This window comes from Rhizobium indicum (assembly GCF_005862305.2).
GTDB classification, from domain to species: Bacteria; Pseudomonadota; Alphaproteobacteria; order Rhizobiales; family Rhizobiaceae; genus Rhizobium; species Rhizobium indicum.
In genome coordinates this window covers 1,901,803-1,923,813 of record NZ_CP054021.1, presented here as the reverse complement: position 1 = coordinate 1,923,813, position 22,011 = coordinate 1,901,803, and the positions used below count along the sequence as shown (strand labels likewise).

Annotated in this window: 22 protein-coding genes; 21 read left to right on the top strand and 1 reads right to left on the bottom strand. The window is 60.7% G+C overall.

The annotated features are described in order from the left end of the window. The first annotated feature begins 4 nt into the window (after positions 1-4). The 20 genes from motC (at position 5) to folD (ending at position 19,071) form a co-directional block, all read left to right on the top strand. Positions 5-1,300, top strand: a complete 1,296-nt coding sequence (motC, locus tag FFM53_RS09530; RefSeq protein ID WP_138388089.1) for a chemotaxis protein MotC — start codon at positions 5-7, stop codon at positions 1,298-1,300. Further along, on the top strand, positions 1,297-2,730 hold the full coding sequence (gene fliK, locus FFM53_RS09525; protein WP_138388088.1) for a flagellar hook-length control protein FliK: 1,434 nt from the start codon (positions 1,297-1,299) through the stop codon (positions 2,728-2,730). The genes motC and fliK overlap by 4 nt, the downstream gene beginning before the upstream one ends. Next, entirely contained in the window at positions 2,678-3,235 is a 558-nt protein-coding gene (locus tag FFM53_RS09520; protein ID WP_138388557.1) for a transglycosylase SLT domain-containing protein, read from the top strand. The genes fliK and FFM53_RS09520 overlap by 53 nt, the downstream gene beginning before the upstream one ends. Positions 3,236-3,515: 280 nt before the next feature. After that, the gene (gene rem / locus FFM53_RS09515) at positions 3,516-4,187 is read left to right on the top strand and encodes a transcriptional activator Rem (protein ID WP_003545558.1); all 672 of its coding nucleotides are present in this window, start codon (positions 3,516-3,518) and stop codon (positions 4,185-4,187) included. Between the two features lie 125 nt (positions 4,188-4,312). Then, positions 4,313-5,620 (top strand): flagellar hook protein FlgE, encoded by a 1,308-nt coding sequence (locus FFM53_RS09510; protein ID WP_138388087.1) that lies wholly within the window; start codon positions 4,313-4,315, stop codon positions 5,618-5,620. 19 nt (positions 5,621-5,639) lie between these two features. After that, the gene (flgK, locus tag FFM53_RS09505; RefSeq protein ID WP_138388086.1) at positions 5,640-7,127 is read left to right on the top strand and encodes a flagellar hook-associated protein FlgK; all 1,488 of its coding nucleotides are present in this window, start codon (positions 5,640-5,642) and stop codon (positions 7,125-7,127) included. A gap of 3 nt (positions 7,128-7,130) precedes the next feature. Continuing rightward, positions 7,131-8,177 (top strand): flagellar hook-associated family protein, encoded by a 1,047-nt coding sequence (locus FFM53_RS09500; protein WP_138388085.1) that lies wholly within the window; start codon positions 7,131-7,133, stop codon positions 8,175-8,177. Positions 8,178-8,211: 34 nt separating this feature from the next. Further along, entirely contained in the window at positions 8,212-8,559 is a 348-nt protein-coding gene (gene flaF, locus FFM53_RS09495; RefSeq protein ID WP_003556569.1) for a flagellar biosynthesis regulator FlaF, read from the top strand. Further along, complete coding sequence (flbT, locus tag FFM53_RS09490; protein WP_003556571.1) at positions 8,556-9,005, top strand: flagellar biosynthesis repressor FlbT; 450 nt, start codon at positions 8,556-8,558, stop codon at positions 9,003-9,005. The genes flaF and flbT overlap by 4 nt, the downstream gene beginning before the upstream one ends. Then, a complete protein-coding gene (gene flgD, locus FFM53_RS09485; protein WP_138388084.1) occupies positions 8,996-9,424 on the top strand; it encodes a flagellar hook assembly protein FlgD in 429 nt (142 codons plus the stop codon). The genes flbT and flgD overlap by 10 nt, the downstream gene beginning before the upstream one ends. Positions 9,425-9,523: 99 nt before the next feature. After that, complete coding sequence (gene fliQ / locus FFM53_RS09480) at positions 9,524-9,790, top strand: flagellar biosynthesis protein FliQ (RefSeq protein WP_009992823.1); 267 nt, start codon at positions 9,524-9,526, stop codon at positions 9,788-9,790. Between the two features lie 215 nt (positions 9,791-10,005). Beyond that, a complete protein-coding gene (flhA, locus tag FFM53_RS09475; RefSeq protein WP_138388083.1) occupies positions 10,006-12,093 on the top strand; it encodes a flagellar biosynthesis protein FlhA in 2,088 nt (695 codons plus the stop codon). Then, positions 12,090-12,842, top strand: coding sequence for a flagellar biosynthetic protein FliR (locus tag FFM53_RS09470; RefSeq protein WP_138388082.1), 753 nt, complete (start codon positions 12,090-12,092; stop codon positions 12,840-12,842). The genes flhA and FFM53_RS09470 overlap by 4 nt, the downstream gene beginning before the upstream one ends. A gap of 7 nt (positions 12,843-12,849) precedes the next feature. Continuing rightward, positions 12,850-13,263, top strand: coding sequence for a hypothetical protein (locus FFM53_RS09465; protein WP_003545570.1), 414 nt, complete (start codon positions 12,850-12,852; stop codon positions 13,261-13,263). A gap of 32 nt (positions 13,264-13,295) precedes the next feature. After that, on the top strand, positions 13,296-13,859 hold the full coding sequence (locus FFM53_RS09460; protein ID WP_138388081.1) for a rod-binding protein: 564 nt from the start codon (positions 13,296-13,298) through the stop codon (positions 13,857-13,859). A gap of 124 nt (positions 13,860-13,983) precedes the next feature. Beyond that, positions 13,984-14,349 carry a hypothetical protein gene (locus FFM53_RS09455; protein WP_003556590.1) on the top strand — a complete coding sequence of 122 codons (366 nt, stop codon included), beginning with the start codon at positions 13,984-13,986 and terminating at the stop codon, positions 14,347-14,349. Then, complete coding sequence (locus tag FFM53_RS09450) at positions 14,349-14,888, top strand: hypothetical protein (protein WP_138388080.1); 540 nt, start codon at positions 14,349-14,351, stop codon at positions 14,886-14,888. Before FFM53_RS09455 ends, FFM53_RS09450 begins: the two co-directional genes overlap by 1 nt. A gap of 394 nt (positions 14,889-15,282) precedes the next feature. Next, entirely contained in the window at positions 15,283-16,122 is an 840-nt protein-coding gene (locus FFM53_RS09445) for a WecB/TagA/CpsF family glycosyltransferase (RefSeq protein WP_138388079.1), read from the top strand. A gap of 156 nt (positions 16,123-16,278) precedes the next feature. Beyond that, positions 16,279-18,051 (top strand): GumC domain-containing protein, encoded by a 1,773-nt coding sequence (locus FFM53_RS09440; RefSeq protein WP_138388078.1) that lies wholly within the window; start codon positions 16,279-16,281, stop codon positions 18,049-18,051. Positions 18,052-18,171: 120 nt separating this feature from the next. After that, positions 18,172-19,071, top strand: coding sequence for a bifunctional methylenetetrahydrofolate dehydrogenase/methenyltetrahydrofolate cyclohydrolase FolD (folD, locus tag FFM53_RS09435; protein WP_138388077.1), 900 nt, complete (start codon positions 18,172-18,174; stop codon positions 19,069-19,071). Positions 19,072-19,183: 112 nt separating this feature from the next. Here folD and FFM53_RS09430 read toward each other — a convergent pair whose 3' ends face one another. Beyond that, positions 19,184-20,209, bottom strand: a complete 1,026-nt coding sequence (locus FFM53_RS09430; protein WP_138388076.1) for a LacI family DNA-binding transcriptional regulator — start codon at positions 20,207-20,209, stop codon at positions 19,184-19,186. A gap of 308 nt (positions 20,210-20,517) precedes the next feature. Between FFM53_RS09430 and FFM53_RS09425 the strand changes: the two genes are divergently transcribed. Continuing rightward, positions 20,518-21,879: an ABC transporter substrate-binding protein gene (locus FFM53_RS09425; RefSeq protein WP_138334352.1), complete on the top strand. Its 1,362-nt coding sequence runs from the start codon at positions 20,518-20,520 to the stop codon at positions 21,877-21,879. Positions 21,880-22,011 lie beyond the last annotated feature (132 nt).

Here is a 22,011-nt window from a genome sequence, read left to right as displayed (position 1 = left end):
TCGAATGGCGCGTCGGCAGCATTGTTACGTCGGATTTGTGGCTCTCGGCCTGGCGATGCTTTCGCCGGCCGCAGCCAATGCGCAGGATCCGGACGATCTCGCTCCCTACAAAATGCTGCGGTCGCTGCAATTCGTGCAGGATTCCGTCGTTACCGGCGATCATTCGGCCGGTGAGATGCAGCGCTTCATGCTGGGCACGATCGACACGCGGCTGCGCACCGTCGAACCGTCGATCTTCGAGGACGACCGCAATGTCGACGCAGCGCTGATCTACACGATGAGCGGCGGCAACCCCCAGACGCTCGAATATCTGATCGCCCACGACGTCAACGGCTATTTCGACAACCGTGTCACCGATGTGCTGCGCAAATATTTGAGCGGCAAGGGCCTCCTCGTCGCCAAGACGCTGCAGGAGACGGCCAGGGAATATCGCGACAAGAAGATCGGCCCCTACCTTGCGCTGATCGGCGGCAACGTGCTGATCGCGACGAAACCGACAGACGCGCTGGATCTCTACGACCAGGCGCGCCTTGCCGCCCCGGGCACGATCGTCGAGGAGGCGGCGTTGCGCCGCTCCGTCGCCATTTGCGTCGACAAGGGGATGCTCGACAGGGGAATGGCCTATTCGCAGCGCTATGTCCGTCGCTTCCTGCATTCGCCCTATGCCAGCCAGTTCGCCGATCTTTTCGTCACCCTCGTCGTCGGCCACGATCACGACGTGAAGCCGCAGGATGTCATCGACATCCTGTCCTTCATGGACGCACCGCGCCAGCGCGAGGTCTATCTGCGCATCGCCCGCGCCGCCGCTATATCAGGCAAGCCGGAGCTGGCGCGCATGGCGGTCGGACGCGTGCAGTCGCTTGGCGGCGGCACCGACAATGCTTTCGGTCCGCTCGCGGATTTCTATGGCGGCATGGCCGGTCTTCCCACCGAGGATATCGATCAGGCAGCAAAGAATGTCAGCGGCATCGACGGCGACGCGCTGTCGCGGCGGGATCAGGCGCTGCAGGAGGCGGCGCGATCCGTTGCCGAGCAGATCCTGCGCGCTCCCGACCCGGCAAGCTTGACGCAAGCCTCCAATCCTAACACTGATCATCAAGAAATCACTTCTGAAAAGGCTGCGGCGATAGCCATGCAACCGGGAGCGCCAGGCGCGCTTCCCGAGCCTGTTCCGGGAGGTGTGGCATCAACTGGCCGAAGCCAGGATACCGACCCCTCATTCAACGCATTTGTGACGACCAGTCGATCCAAGCTCGACGAGATCGACGGTCTTCTGGCGCAAGAAGGCAACGAACAATGATGGATATAAGCGTCTCGGGCGGAGCCTCCGGTACGGAGACGGCCGCGGTTGCGAAATCCGCGCGACTGGCCGGAAAAGGTGATGCTGACGGCCAAAAGAGCGGCTTCTTCGACGCGCTTGCCAAGGCAGGCAGCGATGCCGTCAATGACGAGCCCGACGATGCGCAGCCGGATCAGGGCGTGGCTGCCGATGGCGGCGCCGAGAAAGTGGCGCGGACGATCCGCGGCCGCAGCAGTGCAAAGCCGTTGATCGACCTCGGCGACGCCGCGCTGAAGGCACAGGCGGAGGTACAGCCGGAAACGATTGCCAGTATTGAAAAGGCCACGACAAAGCCCGTAAAGGCTGAGGTCAAAATGCCGGCCGATCTCGCCTTCGGCAAGCTCGATCCGAAGGACAGTCCCGCAGACGAGGTCGCTCCGGCAGCCAAGGGCGGCAAACATACCAAGGCCGACGCGCTGGAAACCGATACGGACAAGGTCAGCGACGATGATGACGGCGGCATTTCCGATGTTCTGGGTCTGTTGAAGCAGGAGCCCGCCGACAGGACAGTGACTTTGCCGGCGACCACCGCGCATCACGTCTCCGCCAAGGTCGACGAGGCTGGAGCGGGCGACAAGAAACTCGATGGTATCGAAGCCAAGGCGGGCGGCCATGCGTCCGACGCTCTTGCCGCGGTCAGCGGCAATAACGAGAGCGGCAAGGCGAATGACATCAAGGTTCCCGGATCGGAGACTGCCGAAGCCGCCGATGGCAAGACATTCAGGTTGAGCCGCGCCGATGGCCGCGGCGTGTCGATGGATGTCCACATCGGCACGGATCAGGCCGGGCCGAAAGATGGTTCGAAGAAGGCCGATGTCGAAAACGTTTCGGTGCTCGAATCGCGCCGCTATATCGGCCTGATGCAGAATACGAATTCCGCCGCCGTCACCGCCGCTCTCTCCGGCGATTCCGAATGGGCGCGCGCCATGGAGCCGAGCTCGGCGCTCTCCAACGCGGCGGAATGGACGAGCACCGGCAAGGTGGTCAATACGTTGAAGATCCAGATGAACCCGCTCGATCTCGGCCTGGTGACGGCGACCATGCGCCTGTCCGGCGACGCCCTGAACATCGACCTCAAGGTCGATACCGGAGCGGCCTATCGTCAAATGAAGGAAGATCACGGCAAGATTCTCGAAGCTCTGCGCAGCCAGGGTTACGCGGTCGAAAACGTCACCATCAGCATGGCGCCGGTCGAGCGTCCCGACGCCGGCAATCAGGGCCAGGCCTCTCAGCAGCAGTCGCTTCCTCAGCAGGGGCAGGGCGGCGAGGCGCGCGAGCGCCAAAATCAGACGGCACAGCGGACGGACGGAGGCTTCAATGGCGCAGGCGATACCAGTGTTGAAGACGCTCGTTCTGGCGGCAGCAGCGGCACTGGCGGCGTTTACCTCTGAGGCGAGCGCCTCCACCGGCGCCTGCGAACGCGAGATCCAGTCGGCAGCGGCCAAATACGGCATCCCGGAAGGCATCCTCTATTCGGTTGGGCTGACGGAGACCGGCCGCAAGGGTTCGCTCTATCCCTACGCCATGAACGTCGAAGGCAAGGCGATCTTTCCGCCCTCGGAGCAGGACGCAATGCGGCAGTTCGATGTCGCCCGCAACAGCGGCGCCAAGCTCATCGACATCGGCTGCATGCAGATTAACCATTACTTTCACGGCGAGAATTTCCGCTCTGCCGAGGAGATGTTCGACCCGCATCGCAACGTCGAGTATGCGGCAAAATTCCTCCGCAATCTGCATGACCGTCACGAGACATGGACGATGGCGGTAGCCAGATACCATGCCGGACCCAACAACAATCCGGCGCAGAAGCAATATGTTTGCCGCGTCATCTCCAATCTCGTCGCCACGGGCTACGGCAAGTGGACTCTCAATGCGAGTAACTTTTGTCGAAATTGATTCAACCAAAGATAGAAGAGGCGTATTGTGACGAAACTGTGTCACAATGTGGCAGGAATCCGGCGTGAATCCCCCGCGCAAGTCATATTTAACCGACTGTTAACTTTTCCACGAAATTTTGGTGTGCATAATCAGGCGTACCCACTAGATATAGATCAAATCGCTACCCAGATCTTAATCAATTATTAGTTTCTGCCATTAACTTTAACGAGTTGTCGCCGATTCGTGCGATTCGTACCCATAGATCATCGAAGTGCCACACTGATTCGGAGGCGGACGAATGATCGTAGTGGTTGATGAGCGTGAGCTCGTGAAAGATGGATACACATCTCTGTTCGGTCGTGAGGGCATTCCCTCCACCGGCTTTGATCCAGCGGAATTTGGCGAGTGGGTACAGACCGCCGCCGATTCCGACATAGCTGCAGTCGAGGCCTTTCTGATCGGTCAGGGCCAGCGCAACTTCGAATTGCCCCGGGCGATCCGGGATCGGTCGATGGCGCCGGTGATTGCGGTCAGCGACCAGCACTCGCTCGAAAACACTCTTGCGCTTTTCGATTGCGGCGTCGACGACGTGGTGCGCAAACCGGTGCATCCCCGCGAAATCCTCGCAAGGGCGGCTGCGATCCGGCGCCGGCTGAAGGCGATCACCAATTACACCGAGATCGGCGGGATCCGCGTCTTCTCGGATGGTCGTGACCCCGAGATCAACGGCGAAGTCTTCGCACTTCCCCGGCGCGAGCGCCGCATCCTCGAATATTTGATCGCCAATCGTGGTCGCCGCGTCACCAAGACCCAGATCTTCAACGCCATCTACGGCATCTTCGATGAAGAGGTCGAGGAGAACGTCGTCGAAAGCCACATCTCGAAGCTGCGCAAGAAGTTGCGCAAAAAACTTGGCGTCGATCCGGTCGATTCCAAGCGCTTCCTTGGTTACTGCATCGATTGGGCCTGATTTCTCGGCCGGGCGGCGGCGCCCGGCTGAACGTCAATATCTGGCCTCGCAACTCGCCTGACAGACAGCTTCACGCAAGGCCCGACAAATACTCTCGTGCATAACAGGTAAAACGAGGTTTTCAGATGAGCATTTTCGGCAGCATGAAGACGGCAGTATCGGGGATGAACGCTCAGGCCAACCGCCTCAGCACCGTCGCCGACAACATCGCCAACGTTAACACCACCGGTTACAAGGCTGTGTCGACGAGCTTCTCGTCGCTGGTTCTGCCCTCCTCGGGCGGCAATTACAATTCCGGCGGTGTTCAGACCTCCGTCCGCCAGGCCGTCTCCGACCAGGGTGACATCTCCTACACCACGTCGAGCACCGACCTTGCAATCTCGGGCGACGGCTTCTTCATCGTCCAGGGTCCTGACGGCACGCCGGTCCTGACCCGCGCCGGCGACTTCACCAAGGACGACGAAGGCAACCTCGTCAACGCCGCCGGCTTCATGCTGATGGGCTATTCCTACGATTCCGGCGCTCCGGCCGTCGTCGTCAACGGCTTCGACGGCCTCGTTCCCGTCAATGTCAACCAGGATGGTCTGACCGCCATCGCCTCGACATCCGGTGTCTTCAAGGGCAACCTGGATTCCAACGCCAAGGTCGCTCCGGTTGCTCCTGCGACGCTGCCGAGCGACAACTTGGCCACGACGACGACCGACACCAAGAAGGTCTCGATGGTCGCCTATGACCGTCTCGGCAACAAGGTGATGTACGACTTCTACTTCACGAAGCAATCGGTCGTGACACCGCCGCCGGCGACAGGTACGGCCGCCACCTGGCAGGTTTCGATCTACCGCAACGCTGACGCAGCGGTGGGCGGCACGACCTCCTTCCCATACGCCCCGGGTGGTGCCGCTGCCGCTGTCGGCACGGGAACGCTGACCTTCGACCGCGATGGCAAGATGCTCACGGGCGGCGCCGTTAACATCGCCGATACGGTGACTGGCCAGACGATCGCCATGGATTTCTCCGGTTTCACCCAACTCGGCGCCGCCTTCTCCGGCACCGGTACGCCGAACGGCCAGGCAGCGACCCCGGTCAAGGACGTCACGGTTGACGGCGACGGCATCGTCTACGCGAAATACGAAGACGGCAGCACCAAGCCGCTCTATCGCATTCCGCTGGCCAATGTCGCTAGCCCGGACAAGCTGACGCTGATGAGCGGCAACGTCTACAGCGCCAACGGCCAGTCGGGCGTCACCGTCACCGGCTTCCCGCAGACCAACGGTCTCGGCACGATCAAATCAGGCGCTCTCGAAGGCTCGAACGTCGACCTCGCCGGCGAGCTGACCGAGATGATCGAATCGCAGCGCAGCTATACCGCCAATTCCAAGGTGTTCCAGACGGGTTCCGACATTATGGACGTTCTCGTCAACCTCAAGAGATAAGCAAGGTACCGGGTAAGCCATGTCGCTCACATCCGCACTTAATACCGCGCAGAATATATTCAACAATACGGGCACTCAGAGCAGTGTCGTATCGAACAATATCTCGAATGCGGGCAACAAAGATTACGTGCGCCGGCAGGCGATGCTCACCACGTCCTTGAATGGCGCGCAGGTCGTCAAGATCGATCGGGCGCAGGAAGAGGCGCTGCTGCGCCAATACCTGAAGACGTCCTCTCAGGACAGTGCCCAGCAGGCATTGCTCGGCGGTCTTGAGGACCTCAAGTCGATCGTGGGTGGCAACGACTACGAAACGTCGCCATCCACCTATCTCGGTGTTTTCCAGCAGAAGCTTCAGGCCTTCCGCACGACGCCGGGCAGCACCGTCGCCGCTCAGGGCGCCATCACCGCCGCCCAGGACGTCGCCAACTCGCTGAACAATGCCTCGCAATCCGTTCAGAACGTCCGCGCCACCGCCGACAAGCAGATCGCCACCGACGTCGATAAGCTGAACACGCTTCTCAGCGACTTCGAGAAGGCCAACAATGCGGTGAAGACCGCCACGGCCTCGGGTGCGGATGCATCCGGTGCCCTCGACGAACGTGAGAAGGCTCTCAAGCAGATTTCGCAGATCGTCGGCGTCAACGCAACGACGCGCGACAATAACGACATGGTGCTGAGCACGTCTGACGGGACGATCCTCTTCGAGACGATCCCGCGCAAGGTGACGTTCAAGTCTCAGGATGTCTATACCGCGACCATCGCCGGCAATTCGGTCTATATCGACGGTGTGGCGCTTCCGCGTGGCAGCGGATCGACGACGACGGGGCAGGGAAGCCTTCAGTCTCTCCTCCAGGTGCGCGACGAAATCGCCCCGAACTTCCAGAAGCAGCTCGACGAAGTCGCCCGCGGCCTGGTCTCGCTCTTCAAGGAGCAGAACACGGCAGCTGGCCCGGCCTATGTGCCCGGCCTCTTCACCTGGAGCGGCGGTACGGTCGATACCGGCGCCACCGCGGTTGCCGGCATGGCGGCGACCATCACGGTCAGCAGCCGCGTCATCACCTCGCAAGGCGGCGATCCGATGCGCCTGCGCGATGGTGGCGTCAACGCCACCGGCCTCGTCCTGAACACGGCAGGCGCCAGCGGTTATACGACTGAACTCGATCGTCTCTATACCGCATTGGGCTCCGACATTGATTTCGACCCAGCGGCGGGGACGCCGGTCGGGTTCGACGCCACGACCGGCATCGATTCGAACGTCAGCATCATGGAATTCGCCACGAATTCCCTTGGCTGGCTCGAGCAGTACCGCAGCAACGCCACGACGGCGGCGGAAAACACCTCGGCGGCGCTGTCACGCTCCGACGAAGCCTATTCCAATGAGACGGGCGTCAACCTCGACGAGGAGCTGACGCTGCTCCTCGACATAGAGCAGTCCTACAAGGCGGCGACCAAGATCCTGAACGCCGTTGACGAAATGTTGAAGTCATTGCTGGATATTGCGAGTTAAGCCATGAAGAGCTCATTTATTTCAAGTTCGGCCATTCAGAATGCGATGCGGTTGACGATCCGTCAGGCGCAGAACCAGATGACGAAGGCGACGATGGAAGCGACGACCGGAGTCTATGCCGATATCGGTGTCTCGCTCGGCGGCAACGCCGCTAGGAGCGTCGACTTCAGCCGCGAGGTCGACCGGATAGCCTCGATCAAATCAAGCAATTCGCTTGTCACCGCGCGCATGGAATCCTCGCAGCTCGGCCTTTCCAAGATGAAGGATGTCGGCGACGGCCTCGTTTCGAAGCTGACCGCTCTCCAGGGCAGCCACGACCCAGGCAGCATCACCGTCGCCATCCAGTCGGCGACCAGCGCCCTGTCCACGATGATGGACACGGCCAATACCATGGTAAACGGCGAATATCTGTTCTCGGGCATCAACACCGATGTGCAGCCGCTGACCGACAAGACGACCGCGACGAGCGCGGCCATCGTTACGGCGCTGAACGCTTATGCGGCAGGACTCCCGAAGGCGGTCAAGGATCTGACCGGCGCCGAAATGAGCACCTTCATCACGACGACGGTAGAGCCGATGTTCAACCAGGCCAACTGGACCGATCCGACGACCGGCTGGTCGCAGGCATCGAGCCAGAACATGACGAGCCGCATCAGCAACTCCGAAGTGATCGAATCCTCGACCAATGCCAATTCCGAAGGCATGCGTTACTTCGCGCTCGCCTCGGTAATGACCTCGGCACTGTTGGGTCAGGGCCTCAGCAGCGATGCGATGAGCACTGTGTCCAAGCAGGCGATCAGTTACACGACGAAGGCGACCAGCGGCCTCGTGACCCAGGCAAGCCAGCTCGGCCTTTCCCAAGAGCGCGTCAAGAAGTCCAACGACGCTCTCGACGCTCAATCGAACATCATCAAGAACAAGCTCGTCGATCTCCAGGGCGTCGATCCTTACGAAGCCTCAACCCTCGTCAAGACTTTGGAAACGCAGCTTGAAACCGCTTACACGATCGTCTCGAAGATCCAGCAGTTGAGTCTAGTAAACTACCTTTGATGAGCAAAGGCGCGCAATAAAGAAGGATGCATGAATGTATCAGTTCTCATATGCCGAAGTCATGCAGGACTCGGTGGCTGACGCGAAAGAGCGGGAATGGCAGGTTCTTGACCGGTCCATAGACCTGCTGGCGGCGGCGCGCGAAAAGGAAAAATACGGCCGGGAAGCCATTGAAGCCCTGTTTTATACACGCCGGGTCTGGATCAGCTTCATCGAGGATCTCAAACATCCCGACAACCAGCTGGAGATCGGGCTCAGGGCCAACCTCATCTCGATCGCGATCTGGATATTGAAGGAATGCGACAGGATCAGAAAACGTCAGTCTAACAACTACCAGGGCATCATCGACGTTACCACCATCATCAGGGATGGACTTAAATGAAAAGTACACTTCGCATTTCTCTGAAAGCCGGAGAAAGAATCTTCATCAACGGCGCCGTCCTGCGCGTCGACCGCAAGGTCGCGCTGGAATTCCTGAATGATGTGACGTTCCTTCTCGAAAACCACGTCCTCCAGCCGGAGGGAGCCACGACGCCGCTGCGTCAGCTCTATTTCATCGCGCAGATGATCCTCATCAACCCTGAGGGCAAGGACCACTCGACGGCGTTGTTCCGCAAGTCGATCACCATGCTGCTCTCCTGCTTCAAGAACGAGGAGATTCTCGCCGAACTGAAGCGCATCGATGCGCTCGTCTCGACGGGCCGCGCCTTCGACGCGCTCAAGGCGATCCGCGGCCTCTACGCGATCGAAGACAATATCCTCAACAACCACGAAATGCCGCCGACGATGGTCGAGCAGATTCGCAGGGAGATTGCACCATGGCGGTAGATGCAACATCGAGCGTCGGCACGTCGAGCACTTCCAGCACGACGAGCACGGCCCAGACGAAGGCGACGCTGAACTACGACAATTTCCTTCAACTGCTCATCGCGCAGATGAAGAACCAGGATCCGACCGATCCGATGGATGCCAGCGAGCAGATGTCGCAGCTGGCGAGCTTCTCGCAGGTCGAGCAGACGATCCAGACCAACACCAAGCTGGACACGCTGCTCGCAAGCTCGAGCCTCACCCAGGCCAGCAGCTACGTCGGAAAATACATGGAAAGTGCCGACGGCACCGTCAAAGGCACCATCGAATCCGTCAAGGTTTATTCGGACGGAATCATAGCGACGACCACGGATGGCGGTAATATACTCGTGCAGGCGGGAATCACTATTGCCGACAAGGCGCCGACCAGCGATACCTGATACCCACGGCGCCGGTGCGCCGCATAGCTCGGGTGGTACCAATCAATGGCGGTCCAGCCACGGCGGGGCCGCTTCAAGGCGATATGAGGTTGCCTTCGGATGAATGAAGCTGATGCATTGGATCTGTTCCAGGCGGCGATCTGGACCGTCCTGATTGCCGCCGGTCCCGCCGTCATCGCGGCGATGGTGGTGGGTCTCGTCATTGCCTTGATCCAGGCGCTGACCCAGGTGCAGGAAGCGACATTGACCTTCGTGCCGAAGATCGTCGCGGTGCTGATCACGGTCGGCGTCACCGCGCCTTTCGTCGGCTCGCAGATCTCGATTTTCACCAATCTGGTCTTCTCGCGCATCCAGTCCGGCTTCTAGAGCAATTCCAGCAAAAGTGCGCAGCGCTTTTGCCAGGCAAAGCGCGAAGCGCTTTTGCCGGGGATTGCGTAGAAACAAAAGGTTAGAGCGGTTCTACGCGTCCATGAAAAGCTGAACCGCTCTGAGCCACCTTCGCGCAAGCTTCGCCATTTAACTCTCGATCCGAATTGGGCGGGCCGCATGTCCGCCTCCTCTCATGAAGAGACGGAATCGTCATGGCGCAACCACCTGCACTCCCCATTCCAAAAGTCGCCCCGAGCCTGCGCGATGTCGGTTTTGCCCTCGGCATCATCGGCATCATCTGCATTCTCTTCCTGCCGATCCCGCCATTCCTGATCGATATGGGACTGGCCTTCTCGATCGCCTTCTCGGTGCTGATCCTGATGGTCGCGCTGTGGATCCAGAAACCGCTCGATTTCTCGTCTTTCCCGACCATTCTGCTGATCGCAACGATGACCCGGCTGGCGCTGAACATCGCGACGACACGCGTGATCCTTTCGCATGGCCATGAGGGCCACGATGCGGCAGGCGGCGTCATCGCCGGTTTTGCAAGCCTGGTGATGTCCGGCGACTTCGTCATCGGTCTGATCGTCTTCCTGATTCTCATCACCATCAACTTCATCGTCATCACCAAGGGCGCCACGCGTATCGCCGAAGTCGGCGCACGTTTCACCCTGGACGCCATCCCCGGCAAGCAGATGTCGATCGACGCCGATCTCTCTGCCGGCATCATCGACGAGAGGGAAGCCCAGCGCCGGCGCAGGGAACTCGAGGAGGAAAGCTCCTTCTTCGGTGCGATGGACGGTGCGTCGAAGTTCGTGCGCGGCGATGCCGTCGCCGGCCTGATCATCACCTGCATCAACATTTTCGGCGGCATCATCATCGGCTATTTCCGCCACGGCATGCCGATCGGCGAAGCCGCTGACGTCTTCGTCAAGCTCTCGGTCGGCGACGGCCTCGTCGCACAGATGCCGGCTCTCATCGTCTCGCTGGCCGCCGGCCTTCTCGTCTCTCGCGGCGGCACCACCGGCTCCACCGACCAGGCGGTCGTCAACCAGTTGAGCGGTTATCCCCGTGCTCTTTCCGTCTCAGCGGTGCTGATGTTCATCCTGGCTTTGATGCCGGGTCTGCCGTTTGTACCCTTCGTGGTCCTCGGCGGTCTTCTCGCCTTCGGCGCCTGGTTCATCCCACGTCAGGTCGAGGCAGAGAACATGCTTCGCCGCGAGCAGGAAGAAAAGAAGGTCGTTCAGAACAAGGAACTGGAAAAGGATTCGGTCAAGGCGGTGCTGCGCACCTCCGAAATCGAGCTTGCACTCGGCAAGATGGTCTCGACGCGCCTGCTCGGCGCCCACCAGGAGCTCGCCTTCCGCGTCGGCAAGATGCGTAAGAAGTTCGCCACCCAATACGGCTTCGTCGTGCCCGAGATCAAGGTGACGGACGACATCGCCATCGCCGAGAAGTCCTACCAGATCCGCATCCATGGCACGACGGTCGCTTCCAACCTGCTGCGCGTGGGCGAAGTGCTCGTCGTTACCGGTGCTGGCCGCCGGCCGAGCATTCCCGGCGACGAAATCCGCGAACCCGCTTTCGGCATGCCTGCCGTCTCCATCCTCGAAAACTTCGCCGACGATCTGAAACGCGAGGGCTTCCAGCCGATCGACAATGTCTCCGTCGTGCTGACCCATATGAGCGAGGTCATCCGCAACAACCTGCCGCAGCTGCTGTCCTACAAGGACGTCAAGGTGCTGATCGATCGGCTCGATCCCGAATACAAGAAGCTTGCCGACGAGATCTGCTCGTCGCACATGTCCTATTCGGGCCTGCAGGCAGTGCTCAAGCTGCTGCTTGCCGAACGTGTCTCGATCCGCAACCTGCACCTCATTCTCGAAGCGGTGGCCGAGCTCGCCCCGCATGTCAGGAAGACCGAGCAGATCGTCGAGCATGTCCGCATCCGCATGGCCCAGCAGCTTTGCGGCGATCTCGCCGACAACGGTGTACTGCGCGTGCTGCGGCTGGGCAGCAAGTGGGATCTGGCTTTCCACCAGGCGCTGAAGCGCGACACCAAGGGCGAAGTGATCGAATTCGACATCGATCCGCGCAGCCTGGAGGAGTTCAGCGAGCAGGCCACCAAAGTTATCCGTGAGTTCATGGATCGCGGCCTGCCATTCGCACTTGTCACGTCGCCGGAAACACGCTCCTATGTGCGCATGATCATCGAGAGGCTGTTCGCCACGCTCCCGGTCCTGTCGCATGTCGAACTGGCCAAGGGCATCGAGATAAAGATTTTGGGCTCTATTTCATGATAACAGACCCGCAAGGGACCGTTCTCGCGCTGTTTCTGGTTTTCTGCCGGATCGGTGGCTGTGTGCTGGCTCTTCCGGGTTTTTCCTCGGCGCGCGTGCCCGCACAGCTGCGCGTCTTCATCGCCGGCGCGCTCTCGATCGCCGTCATGCCGTTGCTCTGGGATACCGTCTATCCGGCCATTCACACCGGTGCCGGAACCTATATCGGCCTGATCTTCAGCGAATCGCTGATCGGTGTGATGTATGGCATGCTGGCGAGGATCTACACGCTCGGCATGCAGTTCGCCGCCTCGATCACCGCCATGATGGTCGGCTACACCCAGCCGGGCTCCGCCGACGTCATCGAAGATACGCCTGAGACCAGCCTGTCGGCCTTTATTACCTTTGCCGGCATGATGATTCTCTTCATCATGGATTTCCATCACATCGTCTTCCGCGCGCTGATCGATTCCTACACGACCATGCCATTCGGCGGCATGATGCAGATGCGCGCGACGCTGATCTCCTTTACCGACACGCTGGAGCAGACCACCTACATCATGCTGCGGCTGTCGAGCCCGTTTTTGATCTATGGCCTGATCTTCAACGTCTCGATTGGTTTCATCAACAAGCTGGCGCCGCAGATCCCGGTCTACTTCATCTCCACGCCCTATCTGCTGATGGGCGGGCTCTTCCTGATCTATTTCTCGATTGCGGCGATGGTCAGCCAGTTCGGCCAGTCCTTCGGCTCGATCTATATCGGGCGATGAGGCTGATATGATCGAAAAGAAGCGCTCCCAGAAGCTCAAGCGGCTGCTCTCGGTGCAGCGGCATATCGAAAGAATGGCCGAGAACGACCTGGCCGAAACCAGCCGCCAGCGTGTCGAGGTCAATGTGGCGATGGACGACGTCATCCTCGCGCTCGGCTCGATGGACCCCGTCCACCACGCCTTCTCGCAGAATTACGCCGACCGATTCGGCAGGCTCACTATCAAGGACCAGCAGCTGACCGGCATGCAGCAGATCCACGAGATGCGGCTGACGCGCGAGCGCGCCAAGGGCGACCGCCTCGAAGACGGCATGAAGGAAGCGCTGGAAGTAGAGCGCCGCGAGGCCGATGACAATGCCGTCTACGATGTCATCGATCAGCAATTCGCAACGCCAGCCTCCAGCAAGCTTCAAAAACCATAGTCGTTACGATCTTAAATTCAGAGGATTGTAACGTGGCTATTTCGCCCCCCAGTGATCTGGTCCTGGACGTTGTCAAAGCTGCCGACCCCATGGAGGTTCAGGCGGCCCAGGAAAAGTTGAAGGCAAATCGTGCGGCCTTTGCCGCAACGAGCCTTGCCGAGAATGGCAAGGGCTTCTCCAATACGGTCGACGTTCTCGATCATGTCGGCCAGAAGAGCGGCCTCGCCAACATCCAGAACCGCACCAAGACCGAGGAAGTTCCGGAAAGCTACCGGAAGTTCGAGGCCATGGTCCTGCAGAATTTCGTCAAGTCCATGCTGCCGAACGAAAGCGAAGACGTCTACGGCAAGGGCGCGACCGGCGATATCTGGAAAGGCATGATGGCCGAACAGCTCGGCAACGTCATGGCCAAGGGTGACGGCATTGGCATCGCCAAGCAGATGTACAGCGAGCAGCTGCGCCGCCAGGAAGGCAAGATCGTCAATGCCTCCACCGACGACGATGACCGCAACACCGCGCTCAGCATGATCGACGACTTCCAGCGCAAGACCTTTGGCACGCCGACCGCCGAAGCCAAGACCGATAGAACAGGATGATTTTAGGCCCGTTGGTCTAAAATCTGAATCCTGTTCTCAATTAAAGAGTTAGAGCGTGATGCCGTCCCAAAACCGCGCACACTTTTCGGCATCATGCTCTAAGCGACGCATAACCGAGGGTACAATGGAAATAGTTTCGAACGAATACAGGATCAAATCCGTTCTCGGACGCCTCGAAATGATCATCGACAATGAGAACACCCGGATCGGCAATGATCCGCAGTTCGATCTCAAGGTCTCCAATGCGCATAAGAGCCGCTGCCTCTACGAGCTGTCGATGCTTTTCCGCGACACCGATCCGGCCGAGCTTGCCGCTGCCCATCTCGATCAGCTGCACGGCCTGAAGAAGAAACTGGTTCTCAATGCCCGCCGCGTCGAGGCGCATCTCGAAGCGGTTCGCGCCGTCGCCGACCTCCTGAAGAACGCAGTTCAGGACGCCGATGCCGACGGCACCTATTCCCAGGAACAATTCGCCGCGCGTGGAAACTGATGATCAAGCTCGTCCTCACCGGTGTCTGGGTTTGCGCCATCACCTTGGCATCGGTCTATTTCTCGGTGTACCTGGCGACCGCGCCGGCGCCCGCAGCAACGGATTCCAAGCAGAGCGCTCTTGAACTGGTGAAGGGCGAAACGATCACGGTGCCGATCATCGGCAACGGCGCGATCACCGGTTACTTCCTCGGCCGCGTTTCGTTCATGATGAACAAGGACATGCTGAAAGGCGTGACGCTGCCGCTGAGCGAGATGACGACGGACGAGCTTTTCAGTCTGCTCGTCGGCAACAAGATGGTCGATATCGCCCACATCAAATCCTTCGATCCGAAGGCCTTCCGCGAGGAGATCAAGAAGGGCATGAACGAGCGCCTCGGCGGCGAATACGTCGCCGACGTGATGCTGGAGCAGCTCGACTATCTCTCCAAGGAAGAGGTCAAGGAAAGCTCCGCCGGTCAGCCGAAGAAGGTGGGCAAACCTGTCAACATCGTCGAGACCGCACCGGCCGCCGAAGCACCGGCGCCAGCGGCCCACTAAAGCGCGTCGCGATCTTTCATTCGCTCCTCGCGCTTTAGGTCTTTGTTTTTTAAGCATGTCGTTGTCGCAAAACCGCTGCACACTTTTGCGCGACATGCTTTAGACATCATCCGATCATCGACGACAAACTGCGCCCGAGGGCGCCGTTTGTCGTTGGCGCGCGTGGTTAATAAACGACTTATACGAGCATGGAAATTCAAGGAATTTTCCTAAGGGTTGTTTGAAACCGTCCTGTTATATCAGGTGTCACAGCTTGGCATGCGCCGCTTATCCGAAATCGGAGCGACGCCGTCCCGGCGGGACGCGACCGGTCCTTTCGAGACCTCCGGTGCGGAAATATGGGCTTGTTTTCCGGGATGTCGGGCGCATGCAGCACCCTCGGCAGGAGGTAGGAATGAATCTGATTGCAAACTTCGCGGTGCTCGCATCGCGGCGGACGATCTTCGATCTGCCGGTCTGCGATCTCGGCTGGGACGACGCCCTCGTTTTCATCAACGAGCTGGCCTCCATTCCCGTCGGCCAGACCGTGGTTTGCTTCGTCAACGCCCACAACATGCTGACGGCGCTGCGCGACGACGAATATTACCGGATCATGTCGCACAATCTGGTGCTGCCTGATGGTATCGGCCTCAACATCGCATCGCAGATCGCCCATGGTTCGCCGTTTCCCGCCAATCTGAATGGCACCGATTTCGTGCCGGCCTTCCTCACCTTCATGGAGGCCCCGCGCCGCATCGGCCTCATCGGCGGCGAGCGTTCGGTCGTCGAGGCGGCGGCGGAAAATTTCCGCAGGCACACGCCCTGGCACGAATTCGTCGTCGTTTCCGACGGCTACTTCGACAAGGTCGATCCCACAGATGTCATCGAGGAGCTTGAGCGCCAGAAGGTCGATATCCTGATCGTCGGTATGGGGACGCCGCTGCAGGAAAAATGGGTTCACGATCATATTCGCGCCGATCATGCACGTCTGGTGCTGACGGTGGGCGCTCTCTTCGACTTCGTCTCAGGCGCCGTCCCACGCGCGCCGAGGACGGTGCGGATGATGCGCCTGGAATGGGCCTATCGCCTGCTGCAGGAGCCGACGCGCCTCTGGCGCCGCTACATCATCGGCATCCCGGTGTTTCTCTTCCATGTCCTGCGTTACCGCTTCCGCCGGCGCGAAAGGATCCTCAGCCATCCGGAAGAGCACGGCACCGCGCTGCAGCCGCGGTCGGACCATAAGAAGGCGAGCTGACCTTATAGCGCCGCGCGTCTAACAAGATGCGCGGCTTAGCAATTCTTGCCCGCTGCGGTTAACCATTTCTTTGCCATGAATATTTAGAGTGACTTAATCATCTGCATCCGTGCGGATGAGCGAACTCGGCCATCATGTGCATGAGATGTGGCGCAAATGTACGATATCAGGGCCAGAAACAGCTTCCAGGATCGCGCAGCCGCAGGGCCGCGCCCCCATGAGAATTCCTACGGGGCGCCCCGGTCGAGTCGGCCTGATATCGCGCCGCCTGAGGCCGAATTGCTGCGCGCCATCGGCCGGGTGCTGGAGGAGCAGCGCGCCAGGGCGGCGCGCACCGCACCGTTGGTCGACCGCATCGAAACCATCCTCGGTAACCGCCTCCGGGCCGCCAACGACGTCGGCCGTCCGCTTCCTCAGGAGCCGGCGGGCGATGAAGAGCTGAGCGTTCCGGCCGACGAGCCGATGATCTCACCCGAACCGCTGGCCGCGGTCCGTGAAGGACCCGCCGAGCCCCAGCCGGTAGCGCCGCGGCGTCGGGCGAGCGGGATCGGCCTTGCGATGATGGTTGCCACCACGACGATCATTGGCGCGGGCTTGCCGGCGCTGATGCCAGCTTCGCCGACCCTCTACCGTGCCGAGGCGACCTTTGCGGTGAAGAGCGATGCCGCAAGCCGCGCTGCCTTCACCCAAGCCGCGGCAAAAGGGCTGCTGTCGGCGCGGGTGGTTGCTTCGACGGTCGCAGCCCTGAAACTCGATCATGATCCCGAATTTGCCGGCGCCAGTGCCAATGCGCTCGGCATCGCGCTCGATCTCCTTTCGGCGACCGGTGCTGCTGCCGATCCGGCCTCGCGCGCCGAAGCGACGCTGAAACATGCGGTCGAGGTACTGCCCGATACCGCTGCCGGCACCGTCCTCGTCAGGGTAACGACCGGCGACAGCGGCAAATCCATGCGCGTCGCCGCAAGGCTTGCCGAAGCGGTGTCCGCAGCAGACGGACCCGGCGGCAACGTCGAGACCGATACCGCCTTGCGCAAAACCTATGACGAGGTCAAGGCGGAGCTTGCCGCCTTCACGGCGAAGAGCGGCGAGGGCAACGTCAAGGTGGCGATCGATCTTCGCCGCCAGATCGACCGGCTCGATGCCGATCTGAAAGCGGCCGACCAGAACATCCTTGCCGCCAAGGCGCAGACCGACCGGCTCAAGGCCGCAAAACTTGCCGAAGTGCTCGACGGTTCGCTCCCCTCCGATATGCTTTCGCCGGCGCTGCAGGACTGGCGTGACAAATATGCCGTCGCCAAAACGACGCTTGCGCAGCTTTCGGCCGAGCTCGGCCCGCGCCATCCGCGCCTCTTGCAGCAGCAGGCCGAAACCGACGGCCTGAAGGAGAATATGGGCAAGGAGCTGACCCGTCTTGCCCAGAGTGCCAACCTCGCAGCCAAGGCCGCCGTCGATGCGCGCAAGGGCCTGAACGATCGCCGCAACACGCTGATCGCCCAGAGCCGGGACACCGGCGTCGATTTGTCACGCCTGACCGAACTCAGCGAAAGGGCGAATGCCGCTCGCTCGCGCTTCGAAGAGGCGGCGTCCGCAGCGGTGGAAGCGGCCGCCGACGGTCGTATCGTTCTCCTGAAGCCGGCTTTGGCAACAGCAGTATCGGGAAGCGATGGTCTGATCGGCCGCGCGCTGACCGGTGCCGCGGCGGGCCTTGCGATAGGCCTTGCTGCGGCTTTCCTGCTCCGGCTGCGTAGGCCCGTCGCCGATTCCGCAAGCGAGAAAATGCCCGTATCCCGGCCGCAGGCCCCGCTGCCCTCGATGCCTGTGCCGGGCCCCGCGCCGGTCGACGAAATGGAGCTGCTGCGCTCCGAAATCTCCGGTCTGCGCGACCGGCTTCGTGTTCATTCGCTCGAAGCGCGGCAGCCGCTGCGCTGAACGAACATTTCCTTGCAAGCTTGCTATTGCATTGCCGCTTTCCGACAGGATAGGGCGTTAGCGGGCAATTGACGCTCGCCGAGTATCCATAGATTGACGCGAAACAGGGCGGAGAGACGCGTGACGACAGTAATCGACGGAAAGAACGTAGCTGCATCGGTCATTCAGACGGTCAAGAGTGCGACGGCGGCGCTGGAAAAGAGCAGCGGCGTCACCACCGGCCTTGCGGTCGTTATCGTCGGCGACGACCCGGCAAGCCACGCCTATGTCGGCTCCAAGGGGCGAATGGCCAAGGAGTGCGGCTTCAAGTCCGTTCAGCACACGCTGCCGGCCGACACGAAGCAGGAGGATCTGGCAGCTCTCGTCGCTGCCCTCAACGCCGATCCGTCGATCCACGGCATTCTGGTGCAGCTGCCCTTGCCGAAGCCGCTCGACAGCGAGGCGATCATCCAGTCGATCCTGCCGGAAAAGGATGTCGACGGTCTGAGCGTCGTCAACGCCGGCAAGCTTGCCACCGGCGATCTGAAGACCGGACTGGTCTCCTGCACCCCGGCCGGCGCCATGGTCTTCGTCCGCCGCACCCATGGCGAGGATCTCTCCGGCCTCAACGCCGTCGTCATCGGCCGCTCCAACCTGTTCGGCAAGCCGATGGCGCAATTGCTGCTCAACGCCAATGCGACGGTGACGATTGCGCATTCCAGGACCAAGAATCTGGCCGAGGTCTGCCGTAACGCCGATATCCTGGTGGCCGCCGTCGGCCGGCCGGAGATGGTCAGGGCCGATTGGGTAAAGCCCGGTGCAACGGTCATCGACGTCGGCATCAATCGGGTGGCAGCCCCCGAAAGAGGCGAGGGCAAGACCCGGCTCGTCGGCGACGTCGCCTTCGAGGAGGTCTCGGCGGTCGCCAGCGCCATTACCCCGGTTCCCGGCGGCGTCGGGCCGATGACCATCGCCATGCTGATGGCCAACACGGTCATTGCCGCCCATCGCACGGCAGGGCAGACACCGCCGCAGTTTTGATTAGAGCATGATGCCGAAAAGTGTGAGCGTTTTCGGACGAAATCATGCTCTAACTATATGATGCAGAACAGGATTCTGACCTTAGGCAGACCCGGCCTAAAATCATCCTATTCTAGGCCTGGGGAACGGGACCGGTCGAGGCCCTGACGATCAGCTCGGTCTTCCAGAGCTCCTGGTCGGGGAAGGGGCCGGCCTGCTTGACCGTGCCGATCAGCCGCTGCGCGATGCGAACGCCCGCCGCCCGCAGTGAAGAGCGTGTCGTCGTCAGCGGCACGGAAAAGCTTTCCGGTTTCAGCAACGGCAGCACGTCGTCATGGGCGATCAGCGAGATATCCTCACCGAGCCGCAATCCGGCCTGGTTGACCGCGCGGATCGCGCCGAGCGCCAGCACCGTGCTGGAGCAGAGGATCGCCGTCGGCCGCTCCGGCAATTGCAGGAAGCGTTCCATCGCCAGCAGGCCTTGTTCGTCCGTCATCAGCGCGTGGCTCATGCAACCCTCCTCGAGCGTGAGCCCGCGCTCGGCAAGGGCCGATACGACGCCGTTCTTCCTGCGGATGGCGAAATCGAGATGCATCGGTCCATTCATCAGCGCAAAGCGCGTATGGCCGAGCTGCAGCAAGAGCCGCGTCGCATCGTAGAAGGCGCCTTCATTGTCGATGTCGAGATAGGGATAGTCCGGCTCCGAACCGAAGGACCGGCCGTGCACGACATAGGGCATGGAGAGCGATTTCAGCATGGCGAGCCGCGGGTCGTGGCCGCGCATATAGGCAACGAACAGCGCATCGACATTGCCGCTGATCGCAAGGCGGCGCAGCGCCGCCACCTCGTCATCCGGGTCGGCAGGCATGATCACGAAGTGGAAATCGTGGCGCACGGCCTCTTCGCCGAGCCCGGCCAGGAATTCACCGAAATGCACGTCGGACTGGTGGCCGGGCGCCGTCGGCATGACGAGGCCGATCGAGCCTGCCTTGCCGGTCGCAAGCCGCTGCGCCGCCTTGTTCGGCCTGTATCCGGTTTCCTTGACAGCCTGAAGCACGCGCTCCCGGGTTGCCTCGTTGACCTCGGGATAGCCGTTGAGCGCCCGGCTCACCGTCGTCTGAGACAGCCCCAGCAATTGCGATAGCTGTTTGAGATTCACCTGCTATGCTTCCTCCGAGCCCGCCCGTCAGCCGTTTTGAAAAGGCTTGCCGCCTCCCAGCGGCATCCAAAGCGCTTTCAAGTATGTATCATCTGGCGCGCTTGACTCAAGAAAAATCGCTCCATATTTCCCGATAGGCGCTGTTGCGCCGCGATATGCCGCGATATTTGGCGTGTTCACAGCGGGTTTTCGCGAATTGACTTGACTCCATTCCACCGAAAGTGGAATGAGTTGGGTGTCAAAGCGCTTTGAAATTTCTTTATTGAGGGAATTCAGCGCGGTTGGGATTGTGATGGGAGGATGATCACATGAAAAAGTCATTTTTGATGGGCGTTGCCGTGGCAGCGCTTTTTGCCGGTGCTGCATCTGCGGCCGAACTGAAATTTGCGCCGGGGCAGGATGCCAAGTTCAACTGGAAGAGCTATGACGAATTCAAGGCTGCGCATGCCGATCTGAAGGGTCAGCCGCTGACGATCTTCGGGCCGTGGCGCGGCGAGGACGAGGCGTTCTTCATGAGCGTGCTTGCCTACTTCACCGAAGCCACCGGCATCGATGCCAAATACTCTTCTTCCGAAAACTACGAACAGCAGATCGTCATCGACACGCAGGCGGGCTCGCCGCCGAACATTGCCGTTCTGCCGCAGCCGGGCCTCCTGGCCGATCTCGCCAGCAAGGGCTTCCTGACGCCGCTCGGCGATGACAACTCCAAGTGGATCAAGGACAATTACGGCGCCGGCGACAGCTGGGTCGGTTACGGCACCTACAAGGGCAAGGATGGCAAGGAAGCCTTCTACGCCTTCCCGTATAAGGCCGACGTAAAGTCGCTCGTCTGGTACGTGCCGGAGAATTTCGAGGAAGCCGGTTACAAGATCCCGACGACCATGGAAGAGCTGCATGCCCTGACCGACCAGATCGTCAAGGACGGCGGCGTTCCCTGGTGCATCGGTCTCGGTTCCGGCGGCGCCACCGGCTGGCCGGCGACCGACTGGGTCGAGGACATCATGCTGCGCATGCAGCCGCCGGAAGCCTACGACAAGTGGACGACCAACGAGCTGAAGTTCACCGATCCGGCCGTCGTTGCCGCGATCGACGAGTTCGGCAAGTTCGCCAAGAACGCGAAGTACGTCGATGGCGGCGTCGCAGCTGTGGCCTCGACCGATTTCCGCGACAGCCCGAAGGGCCTCTTCGCGGTTCCGCCGAAGTGCTACATGCACCATCAGGCCTCGTTCATCCCGTCCTTCTTCCCTGAAGGCACGAAGCTCGGTCAGGATGCCGACTTCTTCTACATGCCGACCTTTGCTTCGCATCCCGAACTCGGCAAGCCGGTTCTCGGCGCCGGCACGCTCGTCTCGATCGCCAAGGACTCGAAGACGGCCCGCGCCTTCATCGACTTCCTGAAGACCCCGATCGCCCATGAGGTCTGGATGGCGCAGTCGAGCTTCCTGACGCCATATAAGAGCGTCAGCACCGAGGCCTATGCCAACCCACAGATGAAGAAGGAAGGCGATATCCTGACGTCGGCCACCACCTTCCGCTTCGACGGTTCCGACCTGATGCCGGGCAAGATCGGCGCCGGCGCCTTTTGGACGGGCATGGTCGATTTCGTCGGTGGCAAGTCCGCTGAAGAGGCCGCTGGCGAAATCCAGAGCGCCTGGGACGGCATCAAGTAATCCTTCAAGACGATGCTGCCGGCTTGCCGGCGGCATGGCTTGCATGACTGGCCGGGCTCGCAAAGAGCCCGGCCATCGCAGGATATATTGTGATCAGGCAATCAAAGAGATTGACGGTGACTGAGGTCGACC

What these genes read in the sequence shown, in the direction of transcription:
- FFM53_RS09465 (WP_003545570.1), top strand. Translation starts at nt 12,850, where the DNA reads ATGATCGAAAAGAAGCGCTCCCAGAAGCTCAAGCGGCTGCTCTCGGTG.
- FFM53_RS09470 (WP_138388082.1), top strand. Translation starts at nt 12,090, where the DNA reads ATGATAACAGACCCGCAAGGGACCGTTCTCGCGCTGTTTCTGGTTTTC.
- FFM53_RS09445 (WP_138388079.1), top strand. Translation starts at nt 15,283, where the DNA reads ATGAATCTGATTGCAAACTTCGCGGTGCTCGCATCGCGGCGGACGATC.
- fliQ (WP_009992823.1), top strand. Translation starts at nt 9,524, where the DNA reads ATGAATGAAGCTGATGCATTGGATCTGTTCCAGGCGGCGATCTGGACC.
- FFM53_RS09500 (WP_138388085.1), top strand. Translation starts at nt 7,131, where the DNA reads ATGAAGAGCTCATTTATTTCAAGTTCGGCCATTCAGAATGCGATGCGG.
- FFM53_RS09510 (WP_138388087.1), top strand. Translation starts at nt 4,313, where the DNA reads ATGAGCATTTTCGGCAGCATGAAGACGGCAGTATCGGGGATGAACGCT.
- FFM53_RS09450 (WP_138388080.1), top strand. Translation starts at nt 14,349, where the DNA reads ATGATCAAGCTCGTCCTCACCGGTGTCTGGGTTTGCGCCATCACCTTG.
- flgD (WP_138388084.1), top strand. Translation starts at nt 8,996, where the DNA reads ATGGCGGTAGATGCAACATCGAGCGTCGGCACGTCGAGCACTTCCAGC.
- motC (WP_138388089.1), top strand. Translation starts at nt 5, where the DNA reads ATGGCGCGTCGGCAGCATTGTTACGTCGGATTTGTGGCTCTCGGCCTG.
- fliK (WP_138388088.1), top strand. Translation starts at nt 1,297, where the DNA reads ATGATGGATATAAGCGTCTCGGGCGGAGCCTCCGGTACGGAGACGGCC.
- flgK (WP_138388086.1), top strand. Translation starts at nt 5,640, where the DNA reads ATGTCGCTCACATCCGCACTTAATACCGCGCAGAATATATTCAACAAT.
- FFM53_RS09440 (WP_138388078.1), top strand. Translation starts at nt 16,279, where the DNA reads ATGTACGATATCAGGGCCAGAAACAGCTTCCAGGATCGCGCAGCCGCA.
- flhA (WP_138388083.1), top strand. Translation starts at nt 10,006, where the DNA reads ATGGCGCAACCACCTGCACTCCCCATTCCAAAAGTCGCCCCGAGCCTG.
- FFM53_RS09425 (WP_138334352.1), top strand. Translation starts at nt 20,518, where the DNA reads ATGAAAAAGTCATTTTTGATGGGCGTTGCCGTGGCAGCGCTTTTTGCC.
- rem (WP_003545558.1), top strand. Translation starts at nt 3,516, where the DNA reads ATGATCGTAGTGGTTGATGAGCGTGAGCTCGTGAAAGATGGATACACA.
- FFM53_RS09455 (WP_003556590.1), top strand. Translation starts at nt 13,984, where the DNA reads ATGGAAATAGTTTCGAACGAATACAGGATCAAATCCGTTCTCGGACGC.
- flaF (WP_003556569.1), top strand. Translation starts at nt 8,212, where the DNA reads ATGTATCAGTTCTCATATGCCGAAGTCATGCAGGACTCGGTGGCTGAC.
- flbT (WP_003556571.1), top strand. Translation starts at nt 8,556, where the DNA reads ATGAAAAGTACACTTCGCATTTCTCTGAAAGCCGGAGAAAGAATCTTC.